At 41.4% G+C, this 18,912-nt stretch carries 16 protein-coding genes and 1 other RNA gene; 8 read left to right on the forward strand and 9 right to left on the reverse strand.

Translation table 11 applies throughout. The features are described from left to right. Positions 1–170 precede the first annotated feature (170 nt). On the reverse strand, positions 171–2,327 hold the full coding sequence (locus tag ACYX4O_RS16955; protein WP_476352482.1) for an MMPL family transporter: 2,157 nt from the start codon (positions 2,325–2,327) through the stop codon (positions 171–173). A 691-nt stretch (positions 2,328–3,018) separates the two neighbouring features. Here ACYX4O_RS16955 and ACYX4O_RS16960 point away from each other — a divergent pair. Then, positions 3,019–4,644, forward strand: coding sequence for an FAD-dependent monooxygenase (locus ACYX4O_RS16960; RefSeq protein ID WP_476352484.1), 1,626 nt, complete (start codon positions 3,019–3,021; stop codon positions 4,642–4,644). Between the two features lie 51 nt (positions 4,645–4,695). Here the strand turns inward: ACYX4O_RS16960 and ACYX4O_RS16965 are convergent, their stop codons facing one another. The 4 genes from ACYX4O_RS16965 to smpB form a co-directional block, all read right to left on the reverse strand. After that, positions 4,696–5,259 (reverse strand): DUF4256 domain-containing protein, encoded by a 564-nt coding sequence (locus ACYX4O_RS16965; protein ID WP_476352486.1) that lies wholly within the window; start codon positions 5,257–5,259, stop codon positions 4,696–4,698. A 22-nt stretch (positions 5,260–5,281) separates the two neighbouring features. After that, a complete protein-coding gene (locus tag ACYX4O_RS16970) occupies positions 5,282–5,575 on the reverse strand; it encodes a DUF3817 domain-containing protein (protein WP_476352488.1) in 294 nt (97 codons plus the stop codon). 281 nt (positions 5,576–5,856) lie between these two features. After that, positions 5,857–6,215: a transfer-messenger RNA gene (gene ssrA, locus ACYX4O_RS16975) on the reverse strand. 136 nt (positions 6,216–6,351) lie between these two features. After that, positions 6,352–6,816 (reverse strand): SsrA-binding protein SmpB, encoded by a 465-nt coding sequence (gene smpB, locus ACYX4O_RS16980; RefSeq protein ID WP_476352490.1) that lies wholly within the window; start codon positions 6,814–6,816, stop codon positions 6,352–6,354. Between the two features lie 156 nt (positions 6,817–6,972). On the opposite strand from smpB, the gene ACYX4O_RS16985 reads away from it, so the two are divergent. Continuing rightward, complete coding sequence (locus ACYX4O_RS16985) at positions 6,973–7,830, forward strand: GNAT family N-acetyltransferase (RefSeq protein WP_476352492.1); 858 nt, start codon at positions 6,973–6,975, stop codon at positions 7,828–7,830. Positions 7,831–7,873: 43 nt separating this feature from the next. Here the strand turns inward: ACYX4O_RS16985 and rnr are convergent, their stop codons facing one another. From rnr to secG, 4 genes are all read right to left on the reverse strand, one after another. Continuing rightward, positions 7,874–10,225, reverse strand: a complete 2,352-nt coding sequence (gene rnr, locus ACYX4O_RS16990; protein WP_476352494.1) for a ribonuclease R — start codon at positions 10,223–10,225, stop codon at positions 7,874–7,876. 47 nt (positions 10,226–10,272) lie between these two features. Then, positions 10,273–11,022 carry an alpha/beta hydrolase gene (locus ACYX4O_RS16995; protein ID WP_188652110.1) on the reverse strand — a complete coding sequence of 250 codons (750 nt, stop codon included), beginning with the start codon at positions 11,020–11,022 and terminating at the stop codon, positions 10,273–10,275. A 260-nt stretch (positions 11,023–11,282) separates the two neighbouring features. Then, positions 11,283–11,495 (reverse strand): hypothetical protein, encoded by a 213-nt coding sequence (locus tag ACYX4O_RS17000; protein WP_476352496.1) that lies wholly within the window; start codon positions 11,493–11,495, stop codon positions 11,283–11,285. A 75-nt stretch (positions 11,496–11,570) separates the two neighbouring features. Next, positions 11,571–11,807, reverse strand: a complete 237-nt coding sequence (secG, locus tag ACYX4O_RS17005) for a preprotein translocase subunit SecG (RefSeq protein WP_188652114.1) — start codon at positions 11,805–11,807, stop codon at positions 11,571–11,573. Positions 11,808–12,095: 288 nt separating this feature from the next. On the opposite strand from secG, the gene ACYX4O_RS17010 reads away from it, so the two are divergent. From ACYX4O_RS17010 to ACYX4O_RS17035, 6 genes are all read left to right on the forward strand, one after another. Then, a complete protein-coding gene (locus ACYX4O_RS17010; protein ID WP_476352499.1) occupies positions 12,096–12,848 on the forward strand; it encodes a DeoR/GlpR family DNA-binding transcription regulator in 753 nt (250 codons plus the stop codon). Then, positions 12,845–13,759 (forward strand): 1-phosphofructokinase, encoded by a 915-nt coding sequence (gene pfkB, locus ACYX4O_RS17015; RefSeq protein WP_476352501.1) that lies wholly within the window; start codon positions 12,845–12,847, stop codon positions 13,757–13,759. Before ACYX4O_RS17010 ends, pfkB begins: the two co-directional genes overlap by 4 nt. 14 nt (positions 13,760–13,773) lie before the next feature. Further along, positions 13,774–15,723, forward strand: coding sequence for a PTS fructose transporter subunit IIABC (locus ACYX4O_RS17020; protein ID WP_476352503.1), 1,950 nt, complete (start codon positions 13,774–13,776; stop codon positions 15,721–15,723). A gap of 55 nt (positions 15,724–15,778) precedes the next feature. After that, positions 15,779–16,045, forward strand: a complete 267-nt coding sequence (locus ACYX4O_RS17025) for a phosphocarrier protein HPr (RefSeq protein ID WP_345244425.1) — start codon at positions 15,779–15,781, stop codon at positions 16,043–16,045. Between the two features lie 3 nt (positions 16,046–16,048). Next, positions 16,049–17,770 (forward strand): phosphoenolpyruvate--protein phosphotransferase, encoded by a 1,722-nt coding sequence (ptsP, locus tag ACYX4O_RS17030; protein WP_476352504.1) that lies wholly within the window; start codon positions 16,049–16,051, stop codon positions 17,768–17,770. Positions 17,771–17,997: 227 nt separating this feature from the next. Then, a complete protein-coding gene (locus ACYX4O_RS17035) occupies positions 17,998–18,780 on the forward strand; it encodes a 3D domain-containing protein (RefSeq protein ID WP_476352505.1) in 783 nt (260 codons plus the stop codon). The last annotated feature ends 132 nt before the right edge of the window (positions 18,781–18,912 follow it).

Genomic DNA, 18,912 nt, shown 5'->3' on the forward strand with positions numbered 1-18,912 from the left:
GACTAAAGTTAAATATAAATGCTTAGAATGCATACATCTCGAATTCTAAGTTGTTTTACACCTCAAAGCTCGTTTATTAAGGAAGGCACAAGTTCTCCCCCTAGAGACTTGTGCCTTTTTACAAAACTTCTTAATAGTAGTTAGGAACGATTCGCATCCCTTTTACTACTTTAATTAGAATGTCTTTCTTTTTTCACTTTGTTTGCCCGTTTTTTCTTAAACGGGAACCACCAGTTTAATTCACCAAGGAGCTTCATAAGACTTGGAACCAGCAACAGACGGATAATGGTTGCATCAATAAATATTGCGATGGCAATACCGATCCCGATTTGTTTAACTGGCATTACATTTGTAAAGGCAAAGGCTCCTGTAATGACAATCATAATCAAGGCAGCAGAGGTAATAATCTTACTCGTATTCGCAAGGCCTTCTACTGTGGAATAATGATTATCCTTTGTTTCCTGATAAAACTCATGGATTCTTGAAATGAGAAACACTTCATAGTCCATACTCAAACCGAAGACCAGGCTAAAGACTAACACAGGAAGAACCAATGCAATATCCGCTTCATTAAGGCCAAACAAGCCATTCTGGAATAGGAGCACAAGTACTCCGAATGTAGAAGTCAGTCCGATTACGTTCATGAAAATCGCCTTCAGTGGAATCAGAATGGACTTGAAAGCGAGCATCAAAATAGTGAACGTAGACCCTAAAATAATCGCAACGCTGATGCCTACCTTTTCGTAGATTTCATCATAAATTTCCTGATTGAACTTTGGCTGTCCCCCGATACGGACGTCTGCACTCCAACCTTTCTCATTCCACTCCCGCATTAAGTCTTGAGCTTCACCCGTATCCGCTTCTGTATCAAGTGTGACGGGAATCAACAGTTGATCATCTTGAACAAAACGATTAATAGCAGGTTCTAATTGACTCTTCGTTTGTTCCTGCTTTAGTGCTTGAAACAAATCTTCACTAGACTCAATATCACTCACACTAAATAGGGTAGAGACAGAGGTGACCAGATCTTCAGAGGCTACTTCTTCTTCTAATTGTTCCCAAGTATCTAATCCTTCCTCACTTAACCAGTCTCCGTTGCGGTTGGCAATAAGGTAGACTTGACTCTGCTCTGGAGATAAAAATTCTTCCTCAATGCTTTCATAAGCCATTCTAGAATCATAACTTTCAGGCAAGGACTCAATTGTAGGAATAGAAAGATTCATATTCTGAATAGGTATAATCCCTACAAGTAACACTCCAAACGCAACTACAGAGACGATGATTGGACGTTTCATCACCCATTTTGCAAATGTACGCCATCGTCCTACAGAGGATTGATCCACTTTAATAATCTTCCACTTATTTATACGATGACCCAGCAAAAATAAGATAGACGGTAGAAGCGTCAAGGCTGTTAATACTGCAATAAATACAACAACCATCCCTCCAAGGGCAATCGTTTGAAAGATATCAATTTGAATCACCATCATAGCCCCAAGACCAATGAATACACACATAGCCGAAAAGATGATGGAACGACCAGCTGTCAAAATGGTAGTACGGATCGCATCAGCCGGTCCTTTCGATATAAGTTCCTCGCGATAACGATTGATGAATAATAAAGCGAAATCAATACTTAAAGCAAGGCCGACCATCGGCACAACATTTAGAAGAAATACAGACAAGTTAACGCTATCCCCAATAAGCGTAAGTACACCAAAAGCTAACACAACCGTTACCCCACCAACGATTACTGGCACAATAGAGGCCACTACGCTACCGAATGCGAGCAATAAAACAAGCAAGGCTACCGGAAGACCTATAAGCTCTGCCGTCTTTAAATCTTCTTGACTCGCTTTATTAATATCCTCAGAGATCACAGGAGCACCAGTAACCGACACTCCTGAATAACGATCAGCAATGGAACGTACTTGTTTGATAACTGCCTTCATATCTTCAGGCTCTTCTTCCATATTCAAAGAAGCATAAGCCACCTCTTCTTTCAACATAGATTCATCATTTAAAGGGGAAGTGACAGATGTAACGTCAGCAACATCTGTCGCTTCATCTAATACATCTGTAATTGTCCCTTGTAATTCTCCATCTCCATCATCCTCAAATAACAAAAGGATTGAAGACTTCGGAAAACCAAATTGTTCATTTAGCGTCTCTTCTACTTCCTCGTACTCACCTGAAGTACGAAACCCATCCCCTTCAAGCTTTGAAGCCAAGTCCAACGCAAAATAACCAAACACAATAACAATAGCTAACCAAAAGAAAAGCAGTCCTTTATTTGCTTTAACAATGGCAGAGGCAATCGAATTCATAACACCTGCTCCTTTATTCTCGTATGTAAAATAGTACTTCTTACCTTATTGTATACGGTTTGCACGTGATTGAGAATTTTAAAGGGTTATTCATGAAAAACTCAAACTGAAAGAATGTTTCCGTTTGCTCTCGTTGAGTGTAAGGTGGTTCGGGAAATCACTCGCTTTCCGCGGCGAGCTGGGAAGCCTCCTCAATCGCTACGCTCTTTCCGGGGTCTCCCCTAGGCTCCTACCGCCGCAGGAGTCTCGCGATTTCCCGAACCACCTCTGCCATATTTGATGTAACGGAAACATGCCATATGAGCAATTTTGCAGCTCCCTCCTCATTTTAGATGTGGGGACGTTCGTAAAACTTTAGCCAGGGATGTCTGGGGAACGGGGAGACTCCTGCGGGAGAAAGAGGTCGACGAGACCCCGCAGGGTGGGTTTCCCGAGGAGGCTCGACAGCTCGCCCGCGGAAAGCGAGTCGTTCCCCAGACATCCCAACCACTCAACCAACGTAACAGTCCCTTCTTCATAAAAGCGTCTCAATTTCGAGTCTCCCATATAAGGAGGAGTATATGGGAAGAACCACCAAAACCATTACACTTTTCAACAAGAGCCCATCATAAGTAACTTTATGACGCACAAACGGGTAGACTATACAATATAAGACTCATTATATCGCCATTTTAAGAAAGGAGCTTATTGCATGACTTCCGTTACTCATACAGACGTCCTTATCATCGGGGCTGGACCAGCCGGACTGATGGCTGCTAATGCGTTAGAAAATCAAGGCGTAGACTGGATCTGCTTAGAAAAAAGATCTGAACCCTCTACGCTCTCAAAAGCCTTAGGGATCCAAGCACGTACACTCGAAATGTTTGAGCTACTAAATGTCCATAGACCCTTCTTAGAACGAGGTTACCCAGGACCTGGGACGAAGCTGCACCTTGGAGACACCACTCCATCAACGGAGGAGTTGTATCATATACAAAGCCGCTACCCTTACATTCTTATTATCCCACAAAGTGAGACAGAAGAAATTTTAGAAGAACAATTGAATCAATCGGGAAAGTTCATAAACAGAGAGCACGAAGTCATCGAGGTCTCCCAGAACTCAGAGAGCGTTTATGTTAAAGCGGATCATAATGGAGAAATTCACGAATACCGTGCAAAATATCTTTTGGCCTGCGATGGGTCACATAGTAAAGTTCGGGAAGCATTGGATGTTGAATTTGAAGGAAAAGACGATGGGTTTACATTTTTCCTTGGGGATGTAGATGTTCCTGAATTTAATGACATCTACATCAATGTATTTTTAAACGACCGCGGAGCAGCCGCTTTCTTTCCTTATAAGGACGGAAGTTACCGCGTTGTCGGCTTAGACCGATCCAAGCAAGGACAACCAAGGCAAGATGAACTAGCTTTAGAAGACCTGCAAGAAAGTCTCGATACCATTCTGCCCGAACCACTTCAAGTCGAAAAACCAAAATGGCTCACCTATTTTGGAACCGCACACCGACAAGTAGATACGTACCGTAAAGACCGCACCTTTTTCGTAGGAGACGCCGCTCACATCCACAACCCTATCGGCGGTCAGGGGATGAATCTGGGTCTTCAAGATGCCGTAAATTTAGCTTGGAAAATCGATGCAGTCCTAAAAGGCCATGCCACTGACTCGTTCCTAAACAGTTACCATCACGAACGATACCCTATAGGAAAAAACGTCCTCAGGGAAACGTCAGCTATGCTTAGAATTGTTTTATTGGATGGGACAGTTGGAAAAATTCGAAACTGGGCTGGCAAATGGGCATTAACCCAAAACTGGGTTCAACAAAGAGTAGCGAATCATATGTCACATGTATACAATGATTATGATAAAACAGAACAAAACCGTTCGTTACGGGATGCCTCCCTTCCTAAAAAGGCACTTCAAGCTGGCGACCGAGTGCCGGACTATCTACTCTTCTTTGATGGAACAACAGACGAACGGTTGTATCCTTTCATTCGAAGACACGGTCATCTATGTCTGATCTATATTGACGATGCTCAAGATGAGGCAGTTATTAATTACGCGTATGATTTTGCTACAAAGGTTAGAGAAAAGTACTCCGATCTTATAACCGTTTACCTTGTAGCCAGAGGAGGAACGGTTTCCTCAGACCCTGACCATGAGCTGCCGATTATTTATGATGTCCACCATGATTTGCAAAGACATGTGGGTATGCGGAATGGTCATACTCTCCTAATACGGCCAGATGGCCATGTTGCATTTCATGAAACAACATCGAACTCTGAAAATACATTGGCCAAGATCAAGCGGTTCTTTAGTTAGATCCCAAAAAACCCTCTCCAATCACAGGAGAGGGTTTTTATATAATCTAATTCAGACCCTTACTACACCACGAAAGCCCCTCGCAGCATAATAAGACTCTGCTCCGTTATGATAAACAAAGACATGTCCATACCGAAAATCACAAAATAGCGCACCACCCCGGTCTCTTATATCTTCAGGCGTTTGCACCCAGCTTGATGTTTTCTTATCAAAATCACCAAGTTTCTGCAATGTCCGATATTGATCTTCATTCAATAATTCTATTCCCATAGAGTTTGCCATATCGACTGCGCTTGTTTCAGGCTTATGTTTCTTCCTCGATTCTAGTGCTTCACGGTCATAACACACACTCCTGCGGCCTTTAGGACTTTCAGCTGAACAATCAAAGAAAACATATACCCCTTGCTCCTTGTCGTAGTCAACAACATCCGGCTCACCGCCCGTTCTCTCCATCTCATGGAGCGACCATACCTTTTCATCGTAAGCCTCAAGTCTTGCTTGCACTTCAGTCCATCTCATTCCATTATGGCGGCTCATATTGTTCCAGAAACGTTCTTTCAACACCTTGAGCAGTTCTTCTTTTTGTTCTAGAGATAATCCTCTGGCCTCAGCCATGTAGCAACCCCCTCTAACTATCTTAGATATGATGCTTCCGTACTTTAGTATCAAACACCAAATTACCGAAAGGAATAAACGCAACAGCAATAGCTGAGCTCACCCATATAAATGACCATCGAATTTTAAAGGTCACATAAGCAATTGTAGCCAAATAAATTATAAAGAGCACACCATGAAGAGAACCCACGTAGGTTACTGCCTCAGGATAGCCAACCACATACTTAAGCGGCATAGCGATGAATAATAAAACAAGCAGGGATAAACCTTCTAAAAAGCCCATTAACCTAAACTGATTAATTGGGGAGCTAAACATAATCTTCACTCCAATTTTCTCTCTTAATCAACATACACACTAGTAAGTTTAACATATTTATTAAACCTACCTTTTAATAAATGACTCAGTGGAATATACAAGAAAAATTGAACCTTTTGTTTATTGAATTTTAAATACTTATAAAAAAGCACAAGCCCACTAAAAGAGGAACTTGTGCTTTCATATTAGATTTATTCTATACATCTGGAAGCTCACTAATGCTATCCCAGAGGATATTAGAAATATGGCTTTAAGACATAAAAAAACCACCAATTATGTATTGGTGGAGACGGTGGGAGTCGAACCCACGTCCAGAGATATCGTTACAATAGCTTCTACGAGCGTAGTCAGCATATTATATTTCGCATACAATTCGACCTACTGACAGGCTTCCTTGCAGCTAACCTTATTGGTCTCTTCGTTCATCCTAAGGTGGCGAATGAACGCGTAGCCCACTTAAGTTTGAGACCCTTCAATCTACCACATGGGCGATGGCAGGAAGGATCCTCTAGGTCAGCTTATGCAGCTGCTAGAGAGTAATTGTTTTCTTTGCCAGTTATTATTGGCATGGCGCTTTACGAGTCGCCAATCGGCCCGCTACTAGAGCACGACCTATCCCTGTCGAATCCGTAACGTCCCCATGTAAATGGTTCCTTTAACGGAAGATGAGCTCAAAATGGCTTCATCATTTATATGCCGTATCGTTTCAACGACACTACTTAGTATAACATAAAATGAGTTTTTAGCAATGGATACAAGATGGTATCTTTTGTAAATTAGAATCCGCTGTCTTTGATTGCACGATCGATGTCACGCTTTGCTTGCTTGCGTTTCAAGTCTTCACGCTTATCATATTTCTTTTTACCCTTACCTAGACCAATTAAAACCTTGGCTACACCATTTTTAATGTACATCTTTAAAGGTACAAGCGAGTAACCTTGCTGCTGTGTTTCCCCAATTAAACGGTTGATTTCTTTACGATGAAGAAGTAACTTCCGCATTCTCGTCGGTTCGTGGTTGAACTGGTTTCCTTGTTCATAAGGAGAGATATGCATATTATGAAGGAACACTTCTCCTTTACTTACACGTGCGAAGCTGTCTTTCATATTCACTCTGCCGGCCCGGATTGATTTAATCTCCGTCCCTTTCAGAACAATGCCCGCTTCAAATGTATCTTCTATAAAGAAATCATGACTGGCTTTCCTATTTTGTGCGATTGCATTTCCTTTACCTTTAGGCATAAGCGTATATCCTCCTCAACTTGCGTAAACAATATTGTATCAAAAAAAGACCAGAATTCCAATTATAAAGGGCGCATCAGGCTTTCTAATAGACAAAGAATATGTCCTTGTGAGAATATTACAATTGGAAAATTGAACATCGGAAGTGGGTGACCTATGGAAACAGAACTCGTAACACTTCGAAAGCTAACAGAAAATGACTATGACGCTTTAAGAAACATGCAGACCGGTTTAGAAGATGACTATGTTGTACGGATCTTTCACAACCTTCTCGAACGAGAGAACAATGTCATGTATGGACTTTTTGATCAAGAAAGAATGATCGCTGTTTCAGGCTATACATTATTCTCAAATAAATTCGCCATGCTAGGACGCCTGCGAACGGATATCCGATATAGAGGAAAAGGGTATGGTACTGAAATTCTGCGTGCCATAATAGAGGAACTGAGAATGATTCCTTCCATTGAATTCGTCAGCGCAAATACACAGCTTCACAACTACTCGGCTCGTAAAGCCTTGATGAAATTAGACTTACCCCATGTAACTACATTGCATCCATTTATTCTAAAAGATCCACATCTTGTGATGAGCACACCAGGTGAAGTGTGGGATACGGTCAATACAATAGAAGAAAAACGAAACTTCCTTCAATCGTTAAAGGAAAATGCACTTGGGGCTTTCCCTTATGAAGCCTATTATCCTCTTCCGTTTGATGAGTCTTTATTCACAGATGAGTATCTAAAAGATGGAACGTTTTATGTCAATTCAGATCGAAGCCGCTTCTTATTCTGTAAGGTGGATCAAAAAGGGAATCTTTACCTCAACTGTAAGTACTTTTGGAATGACCACTTTGAGCAACCAGGATTGTTCGAAACGATTCAACATGAATGGGCTAAGCATGAAGATGTATATGGTGCTTGGATGGACGTTTCATCTGAAGTGGCCACTACGTTTTCATCCGATGCTTTTGAAACACAAGATCCATGGCTCTTATACGGATTCCGATTATCGTAACGTAAAACAGGTAACTGCTCTAAGCAGTTACCTGTTTTTTTATTTATTTCCCGCGTTTCTTACTCTTTTTCTTACCGTTTGGGACTCCTTTGTTTTGGTAAAAAGGCTTATTCCCTTTCTTACCTTTGGATCCCTTTTTGTCACTTTGGCCACGGCCTTCGCCTTGACGCTTTTGCTTCTTAGGGCCGTTTGGCTTATCGGTTCGTTTCGCATGAATCACTTTCGGGCGATCCGGACGCGAAGAACGATTCTTCTCAGGAGGTTTCATCCCTACAAGTTCAAAGTCTACCACACGTTCATCAAGGTCTACTTTCTCGACTCGAACGGTCACTTCATCACCAATGCGGAATACCTTACCAGTACGCTCTCCGATCATCGCATATGAGCGCTCATCAAAGTGGTAATAATCATCCGTTAGGTAGCTCACATGCACAAGTCCTTCTACTGTATTTGGTAATTCAACAAACAATCCAAATCCAGTTACAGAACTTACGACACCTTCAAATTCTTCACCGATCTTATCCTGCATGAACTCTGCTTTCTTAAGATCATCTGTCTCACGTTCGGCATCAACGGAGCGACGCTCGCGATCAGAAGAGTGACGAGCAATCTCTGGAATTTCTTCTTTCCAGTGTTTACGTGTCTGTTGATCCAGCTTCCCTTCGATGATGTAGGTACGAATTAAGCGGTGAACAATTAAGTCCGGATAACGACGGATAGGAGATGTGAAGTGGGTATAGAATGGTGTTGATAACCCAAAGTGACCTAAATTGTTCTCATCGTAACGAGCTTGCTGCATCGAGCGAAGCATCAGTTTCGAGATCACCATATCTTCTTGTGTGCCTTTTACGGATTCAAGAAGATTTTGCAGTGATTTTGGATGAACATCATTCGAAACACCCTTAACGTTATAACCAAAGTTCGTAATAAATTCGAAGAAGTGCTGCAGTTTAGACTCATCCGGCTCTTCGTGTACACGGTGAATGAACGGGACATCCATCCAGTGGAAGTGCTCATCAACGGTTTCGTTTGCTGCTAGCATAAACTCTTCAATTAATCGTTCAGCTACAGAACGCTCACGCAGAACAACATCTTCTGCTTTTCCTTCATCGTCAACTAGAACTTTCGCTTCTTTAAAGTCAAAGTCAATCGCACCGCGCTCTAAACGTTTGCTACGTAAGATTGATGCTAAGTTCTCCATATCTTTAAACATCGGAACGAGTGGCTCATAGCGTTCTTTCAGTTCTTCATCATCATCGACCAAAATACTTTTCACGTCAGCATATGTCATGCGCTCATCCGTTTTAATCACACTTTGGAAGATCTCATGGTTTACAACTTCACCATTAGAGTCAATCTCCATCTCACAAGAAAGAGTTAAGCGATCCACCTGCGGATTTAAAGAACAAATTCCATTTGATAAGCGATGAGGAATCATCGGAATTACTCGGTCAACAAGGTACGTACTTGTGCCTCGATCACGAGCTTCTTTATCAATTGGAGAACCTTCTTCAACGTAGTAACTTACATCCGCAATGTGAACTCCCAGATGATAGTTCCCATTATCAAGTTTGCGACAAGAAATAGCATCATCTAAGTCTTTTGCATCTGCACCATCAATGGTAACAATTTGTTCATCACGAAGATCTCGTCGATTCTTAATCTCAGAGGGATCAATCTCATCTGGTGTATTTGTAGCTTGTTCAATCACTTCTTCCGGGAAGTCTGACTGAATGCCATGTTTATGAATGATCGCTAAAATATCAATCCCAGGATCATTTTTGTGCCCAAGAATCTGGATAACTTCTCCTTCTGCACTCATTCTGCCTTCAGGATACTTAGTTAAACGTACAATGACTTTGTGTCCATCAACCGCTCCATTGTTTGCAGTCTTTGGAACAAAGATATCATTAGGAATTCGCTTGTCATCTGCAATAACGAATCCGAAGTAGCCATTATCGTCGTATGTACCGACGATTTCCTGTGTACTTCTTTCTAAGATACGAATAACAATCCCTTCTGGACGCTTGCCTTCTTCGCCTCTTGAATCCACTCGCACTAAAACACGGTCATTATTCATTGCAGATTGAAGATCAGAATGGTGAATGTATACATCATCCTTATCATCTTCATCAGGAATTAAAAAGGCAAACCCTTTTGCATGCATCTGAATCTTACCGCGAATCAAATTCATTTTTTCAGGAAGCCCGTAGCGATTTTTGCGCGTTCGTACGAGTTCGCCTTCTTCTTCTAATTGGTTTAAAGCTTTCATTAATGTTGTAAAATCTTCTGCACTTCCATGCTCAATTAACTCTTCAATCTCCTCTACGGATAAAGGCTTTGAGTCATGTTCATGGAAGTATTCGAGTACCTGTTTCTTTAACTGGTCACTCATTATATCCACCGTCCTTCTCGAATCCTTATTCTTATTCGTGTTATCTATTATTCCACTGTCCAATCAAGTGATTCTAAGAAGTTGTAAATATCTTCGTGAAGTTGGTCACGCTCTTGCCCAAGTGTAATCGCGTGTCCAGACTCTTTATACCATTTAATATCCTTATGATCTGCTTCTACCTGCTCATAAATATAATTGGCGCTCTCCGTGTTAATGACCTCGTCCTGTTCAGCCTGGATCACTAACGTCGGTGCATAAATGGTATCCACTTCATCGTGTACTTCTTTAATCAACTTGCCTAGTTCATTAAACGTTTGAGTGGAATCTTCTAGTAGCTCGTTCATTTCTTGTTCAATTGTTTCTTCTGATTTCTTCTCTAACTGTTTAAACTCTTTTACGAATTGCTTAAAGCTCTTTGTCAGTTGTTCTTCATTATCAAAGAACATTGGTGTACACATCGTTGTAATCCCTTTTACTTGATTCGTGTACGTCAATTTAAGACCAAGGACACCTCCGAGGGATAATCCAGCGATCGCAATCTCCTCGTAGCCAAGATCTTTCAGGTGTTGGAAACCTTCTTTCGCACTCTTCCACCAGTCTTCTGGAGTCGTTTTGACTAACTCTTCTGGTGGCTGACCATGCCCTTTATAGATCGGTGCATGGGTGGTGTACCCTTTCTTTTCTAAAAAACGACCAAGCATGCGTACATCCGCAGAGTGGCCTGTAAATCCATGTAGTAACAATACCGCACGATTTCCCGCTTCAAACGTAAATGGTTCTGGTAGTTTGATTTGCATCTTTCAAGACAGCTCCTTCTAGCTCATGTTGTAGTATGATTAGTTTTACCCGTTGCACTAATTCAACAGAGGAAATAGTTAGTGGGAATGAGAATGATTTCATGGTATCACGAAATGACTCATTTAGCATAAACAAAGTCCATTTGACGGGGAAGCCTACTGGTCAATTCCCTTAAAATTTTCCTAAAAAACCGATTCTCGTAATTAAAATTATGTAAGAAATAGACTCTTTTGATACATCATTATGTTTAGGGCTTTCGTTATTTGTGATGCTCTTTAGTGAATTTGGGAGCTGGTGTCGTTAATTCGAGGGCTACTTTAGTCAATTCGAGAACCTCTTTCGTCAGTTCGAGAACCTCTTTCGTCAATACGAGACCCTCTTTCATCAGTTCGAGAGCCTCTTTCGTCAGTTCGAGAGCCTCTTTCGTCAATACGAGACCCTCTTTAGTCAATTCGAACATCACTTTCGTCACTCCGACAGCTCTTTAGTCAATTCGAGCATCTCTCCCCTATCAAGCAAAAAAAATAAGCAACGGGAGCCCCGTTGCTTATTGATTAAGAATATACCCAAGTAAAAATGTAAGAACAAAGAATAGAACAGCCGTTACAATTGTCGCTTTATGCATAAAAGCATCGACACCGCGTGCTTTTTGCTTACCAAATAATTGTTCAGCCCCTCCAGAGATCGCTCCTGAAAGACCAGCGCTTTTACCTGATTGAAGAAGAACTAATACGATCATGGCTATAGCATCAATCGCAAGTAATACCAACGTTACCGTGTACATCTGATCCACCTCCTAAAACGCTCTAATACCTAAGGATAATGTAGCACAAAACCCCATCTACGGCAACCTTTTATTAACAGCTTCACTTTAGTGAGGTGAAGGGTGTCAGACACCCTTCACCTCACTAAAGTCGTCGCTCTATTTTATGTGGGAATTTTTTTCATTGAAGGTTGTGATTGTTTTTGATATATTTTGATTGATTTTGAATGTTTTTGATTGCATTTATGAAAGGGCTTCCTTTATATTAATAGTAGGAATTCATTTTACATTTACGCGGAGGCCTATATTATGCTGACACCAACACGACATGAAATCATATTAGAACAGCTTGAGCGTTATCAGACGGTCAAAATTCAAGAACTTGTTCATGAAACAGGAGCTTCTGAATCAACTATCCGTCGTGATCTAAGCCAACTTGAAAACGCCAACAAACTAAAACGAGTTCACGGTGGTGCCTCTTGTTTACATCAGACAAGTGAAGAGTTAAGCATACGAGAGAAAGCAGCTCAAAATCTAAATGAAAAGGTGGCAATCGCAAAGGAAGCCGCTTCCCTCATACGAGATGGAGATTGCATATTTTTAGACGCCGGAACAACGACATACCAAATGATCCCCTATTTAAAAGGCCGAAATCTTACCGTTGTAACGAATGGGGTTACCTTACTTGAAGAGCTAACCGAAAATCAAGTACCCACGTATTTAACTGGTGGTTTTGTAAAACATAAAACGAGAGCATTGATCGGACGAGGCGCTACTCACAGCCTACAGCAGTACAGATTTGATAAGTGCTTTCTCGGCGTAAACGGGGTTCATCCTTCTCACGGGTACACTACTCCTGACCCAGAAGAAGCACTTGTTAAACAAACGGTTTTGACGCTTTCGCAAGAAGCTTTTGTTCTCGGAGATGCATCTAAATTAAACGAGCTATCTTTTTCAAGCATTGCTTCCTTAAAGGATGCAACTCTAATCACAAATGAGAATGATCCAGACCGATTATCACCTTATCTAGAGAAAACAAACGTAAAGGTTGTGTCATCATGATTTATACAGTCACTTTAAACCCTTCCATTGACTACATCATGCATGTAGATGAGTTCAATGAAGGAGATTTAAACCGTGCCAATACGACTTACTACTACCCAGGCGGGAAAGGCATCAATGTATCCCGGGTATTAAAACGATTGGATGTTTCTAACACCGCACTAGGATTTATTGGAGGCTTTACTGGCCAATTCATACAAAATTTCCTTGAGTCAGAAGAGGTTCAACACCAATTCATTGATACAGATCAATATACACGCATTAATGTAAAATTAAAGTCAAGCCAAGAATCTGAGATTAATGGACCCGGCCCTTCTATTACTCAGGAACAGCAGCAACAACTATTAGATCAGGTCAACAAATTAGAGCAAGACGACTATTTGGTTGTAGCAGGAAGTATTCCTAAAACGATACCTGCTGACTTCTACAATGAAATGGCGAAGCGTTGCGCAGAGCGAGGAGCTCACTTCATTGCCGATACTTCTGGAAAGGCATTAGAAGAACTAGTTGGCACACCTACTTTCTTACTTAAGCCGAACCATCATGAATTAGGAGAATTATTTGATACTACTATTGACTCTCCATTGAAAGCGATCACCTTTGCCAAGCAGTTAGTTACTAAGGGCGCTACCAATGTCATTGTTTCAATGGGTGGAGATGGAGCCATTCTAGTTAATAAAGACCACGCCTATTACGCAAACGTTCCAAAAGGCGAAGTGAAAAATTCCGTTGGAGCAGGAGATTCCGTTGTATCAGGATTTATAGCTGGTTACGTAAAAACAAATAGCCTAACAGAAGCATTCGCAAATGGTGTGGCTTGCGGAAGTGCAACGGCATTTAGTGACGACTTAGCTACTCGTAACTTTGTAGAAGAACTTAGAAAAGAGATTACGATTGAGGATTTAAACTAAGGGGAGGGCTCAACGTGAAAATTACAGACTTGTTAAAACAAGACACAATGATTTTAGAACTTGAATCAAGTGCTAAAGCTGATGTCATTGATGAACTAGTTTCTAAACTTGATGAAGCTGGCCGATTAAATGATAAGGAAGAATTCAAACAAGCTATATTAGCTCGTGAAGAACAAAGCACAACAGGAATAGGCGAAGGTGTAGCGATACCTCATGCCAAAACAGCGGCAGTTAAAGAACCTGCAATCGCATTTGCTCGCTCACAAGAAGGGGCTGACTACGAGTCACTCGACGGACAGCCAACACACTTATTCTTTATGATTGCTGCTTCTGAAGGAGCAAACCAAGCTCACCTAGAAACACTTTCTAGTCTTTCATCCTTATTAATGGATACTGAATTTCGCCAAAAGCTTTTAAACGCTGAAACAAGAGATGAGATTGTAGACCTGATCGATGCAAAAGAAAAAGCGAATAGTGACGAAGAAGAAGCTGAACAAGCAGCAAACGAAAACGAAAATCAAGATGCTTCATCAGAAGAAGAGCCTTATGTGATCGCTGTAACGGCTTGCCCTACAGGAATTGCACATACGTACATGGCTGCAGACAAACTTAAAGAAACCGCTAAAGAGATGGGCGTTAAAATTAAAGTAGAAACAAACGGTTCAAGTGGTGTGAAAAACGCCTTAACAAAAGAAGATATTGAACGCGCTAGCGGCGTCATTGTGGCTGCTGATATCGAAGTTGAAACAAATCGCTTTAAAGGGAAACCAGTTGTGATGGTCCCAGTAGCTAAAGGGATTCACGAACCAAAAGAACTTATCACGAAAGCTAAAGAAGGAGACGCCCCTGAGTATCAAGGAAGCGGACAATCTTCAAGCGAAGATGGCGAAGGAAGCGGAGAGAAAACAGGTATTTATAAGCACTTAATGAATGGTGTTTCCAACATGCTTCCATTCGTAGTCGGTGGCGGTATTTTAATTGCTCTATCCTTCTTATTTGGAATTAACGCTGCTAACCCAGACAGTGATCAGTACAACCGCTTTGCTGAAATGCTAAGCATTATCGGTGGCGGCAAAGCCTTTTATCTACTAGTACCAGTACTGGCTGGTTTCATTGCTCAAAGTATTGCCGGTCGTCCCGGACTTGCTCCTGGTATGGTTGGTGGTTTGATTGCAACAACAACAGGAGCTGCTGATGGCGGTTCTGGTTTCTTAGGTGGTTTGCTTGCTGGTTTCTTAGCTGGTTATTTGATGTTATTGATTCAAAAAGGATTAAAAGTATTACCAGACGTATTAGACGGATTAAAGCCTGTACTTCTTTATCCGGTGCTTGGTCTGTTCTCTACAGGGATCATTATGTTACTTGTGAATCCGTTCCTTGTATCCATTTACACTGCATTAAGAGACGGGTTAGATAGCCTTGGTTCATTTGGTATTGTGGTTGGTTTAATTATTGGTGGCATGATGGCAGTCGATATGGGCGGACCTGTAAACAAAGCAGCTTATACATTCGGTATTGCCATGCTTGATGCTGGAAACACCATGCCTATTGCAGCCGCAATGGCAGGTGGTATGGTTCCACCATTAGGTCTTGCTCTAGCAACATCATTCTTTAAAAACAAATTTACAGCGCAAGAACGAGAAACAGGTAAAACAGCATATGCTATGGGCGCTACGTTCATTACAGAGGGAGTTATTCCATTCGCAGCAGCAGACCCTGGTCGTGTCATCCCAGCTTCTGTTATTGGTTCAACCATTACAGGTGGACTTGTTTACCTGTTCAACTTGAATCTTCTTGCCCCTCACGGCGGAATCATTGTCATCCTAACAGGAGCTGTTAAAACGGGTGGAGAAACCGGAAATGCCCTTCTGGGCGGTGTTTTATACATTGCCGCTGTATTAATTGGTGCAATTGTTACAGCAATTATCGCTGGTGTCTTGAAAAAACCTGTGCAAAAAGGGTAAAGTAGAGTAATGTGTTCATATAAAAATTTTTAGAAAAAGATCAGGAGGTAACTGTATGGTTGAACAAACTATGACGATTACATCAGATGATGGCGTCCACGCACGCCCTGCCACTGTTCTAGTCCAGACGGCTGGTCAATATAAAGCTGACGTTAACTTAGAGTACAATGGTAAGTCTGTTAACCTTAAATCCATCATGGGCATTATGTCTTTAGGCATCCCATCTGGAGCTGAAGTTAAAATAACAGCAGAAGGAACGGATGAGGAAGAAGCTTTAAATGGCGTTGTTGACTCAATGAAAAAAGAAAACCTGGGGGAATAATTCATGACGAGCATTAAAGGTATTGCCGCTTCTAACGGTATAGCGATTGCAAAAGCTTACCGCATGGAAGCACCAGATCTTTCTTTTGAGAAGAAAGAGATTGAAAGCCCTGAACAAGAAGTGGAACGTTTCCAGTCCGCTCTTGCGACATCTAAAAATGAGCTTGAGAAAATTAAGGATCATGCCCTTAAAACATTAGGCGAAGAAAAAGCTGAGATCTTCTCCGCTCACCTTCTTGTCCTTAGTGACCCTGAACTGATCCAACCAATCGAAGATAAGATTAAAACAGAAAACGTGAACGCAGAAGCAGCTCTTAACGAGACAGCTAACATGTTCATTGACCTGTTTAAAAATATGGACAACGAATACATGCGCGAACGTGCAGCGGATATTCAGGACGTAACAAAGCGTGTTATGGCACACTTATTAAATGTAACGTTCCCAGACCCAGCTCTTATTGATGAAGAAGTTGTGATTATCGCTGAAGATTTAACACCTTCTGATACAGCTCAGTTAAATAAACAGTTTGTTCAAGGTTTCACGACTGATATCGGTGGTCGTACTTCTCACTCTGCCATCATGGCTCGTTCTCTTGAGATTCCTGCTGTTGTAGGAACGAAAGAAGTAACAGCTACGATTAACAAAGACGATATGGTCATTGTTGATGGTATCGCTGGTGAAGTAATCGTTCACCCTACTGACGAACAAATTGAAGAGTACAAAGAAAAGCAAGCTCAGTACGAAGAAAAGAAACAAGAATGGGCCAAGCTTAAAGATGAGCCTACTGTAACAGCTGACGATAAGCACGTTGAGCTTGTAGCAAACATCGGTACTCCAGACGATGTCGATGGTGTTATAAACAACGGTGGTGAAGGTGTTGGACTTTACCGTACTGAGTTCTTATATATGGGTAAAAACCAGCTACCAACAGAAGAAGAACAGTTTGAAGCCTACAAAGCCGTACTTGAAGGCGTAGGATCTGATAAACCTGTTGTGGTACGTACACTTGATATCGGCGGAGACAAAGAGTTAGACTACTTGGATCTTCCTGATGAAATGAATCCATTCCTTGGATTCCGTGCAATCCGTTTATGCCTAGAGCGTGACGATATCTTCCGTACTCAGCTACGCGCCCTTCTTCGCGCAAGTGTCTACGGCAATTTAAAGATCATGTTCCCTATGATTGCAACACTAGGTGAATTCCGCCAAGCAAAAGCAATCCTTCTTGAAGAGAAAGAGAAGCTTCAAAACGAAGGAACAGAAGTATCTGAAGCAATTGAAGTTGGTATGATGGTAGAAATTCCAGCAACGGCTGTTATCGCTAAACAGTTTGCTAAAGAAGTGGACTTCTTCAGTATTGGTACAAACGATCTGATCCAATACACAATGGCAGCGGATCGTATGAACGAACGCGTTTCATACCTTTACCAACCATACAACCCTGCGATCCTGAACCTTATTAATAACGTTATTGAAGCTGCTCACGCTGAAGGTAAGTGGGCTGGCATGTGTGGCGAAATGGCAGGAGATGAGATTGCAATCCCTATCCTTCTTGGACTAGGATTAGATGAGTTCTCCATGAGCGCAACATCTATCCTTCCAGCTCGCACACAGATCTTAAGCTTATCTCAGGAAGAAATGACTTCTTACAAAGAAGAAATTCTTTCTATGGATACAGCTGAAGACGTTGTTGAGTTCGTAAAAGCAAAAACAGGACAAAAATAATTCGTTAGATACTAAAAAGGACCCTTTTAAAAGGGTCCTTTTCTCTATTTTTCCGACATTGTAAAATGTATGTAACATGCTTGTTAGAATTGCAATCAATTTGTTGCCGTTCTGTTGTTGGGCTTTTGCGATTAGCTTGGTATAGTAGTCCATAGAGTTAGTCGTTACACAATAACATGCGAATTTCAACAGCTCATGGCTATTGTAATTCCTAGGAGGTCAACAAAATGAAAAAACTATTTTTATCCCTGGCGGCTGTAGCAACGATTTCGACAACAACGGCAATCACAGCAAGTGCAGAAGAAGTAGTTGTGAAGCGCGGCGACACGCTATGGGGAATCTCTCAGGATTACGATGTGTCCGTTGAACAAATCAAACAACTGAATAACTTAACATCCAATCTAATTTTCCCGAACCAAAACCTAACAGTGACCCGCAACGAAGACAGTCAAGTTGCTCAAAAAACAACGGCACCATCGAACAGCAGTGTTTACACGATTAAACCTGGAGACACACTTTGGGGCATTGGTCAGCAATATAATGTAAGTGTTAATGAATTAATGCAATGGAATAATTTAAGTTCAAGTATGATTTATTCCGGTAATACCCTAAATGTGAATGGCGGAAACGTAGCAACGAAGGAAAAAGCAACTGTTGCGAGCACACAGCCATCACAATCTAAAACACAAGAGAAACAAGTTCAGACACAACAGAAAGAACAAAAGACAATCACAATGGAATCAACAGCCTACACAGCTAACTGCACAGGTTGCTCTGGTATCACAAGAACAGGGATCAACCTTCTTCAAAATCCAAATATGAAAGTTATTGCAGTAGACCCTAATGTAATTCCACTAGGTACTGAAGTGTATGTTGAAGGATACGGTAAAGCGATTGCTGGTGACACAGGTGGCGCCATTAAAGGAAACAAAATTGACGTCTTCATCCCATCTCGTTCAGAAGCTCTAAACTGGGGTCGCAGAACAGTAGACGTAACCATCTTAAACTAAATTCCCTATAAAGAAATGATACAAGCCCAAAGCTAAATCTAGCTTTGGGCTTCTTTATTTGCACTCGTCCACTTCATATCTCCCGAACCACCTACGCTCTACTAACAATAACGTAAATATTTCCCTACTTTC

The sequence above is a fragment of the Pontibacillus sp. ABV4_188 genome (assembly GCF_056311905.1).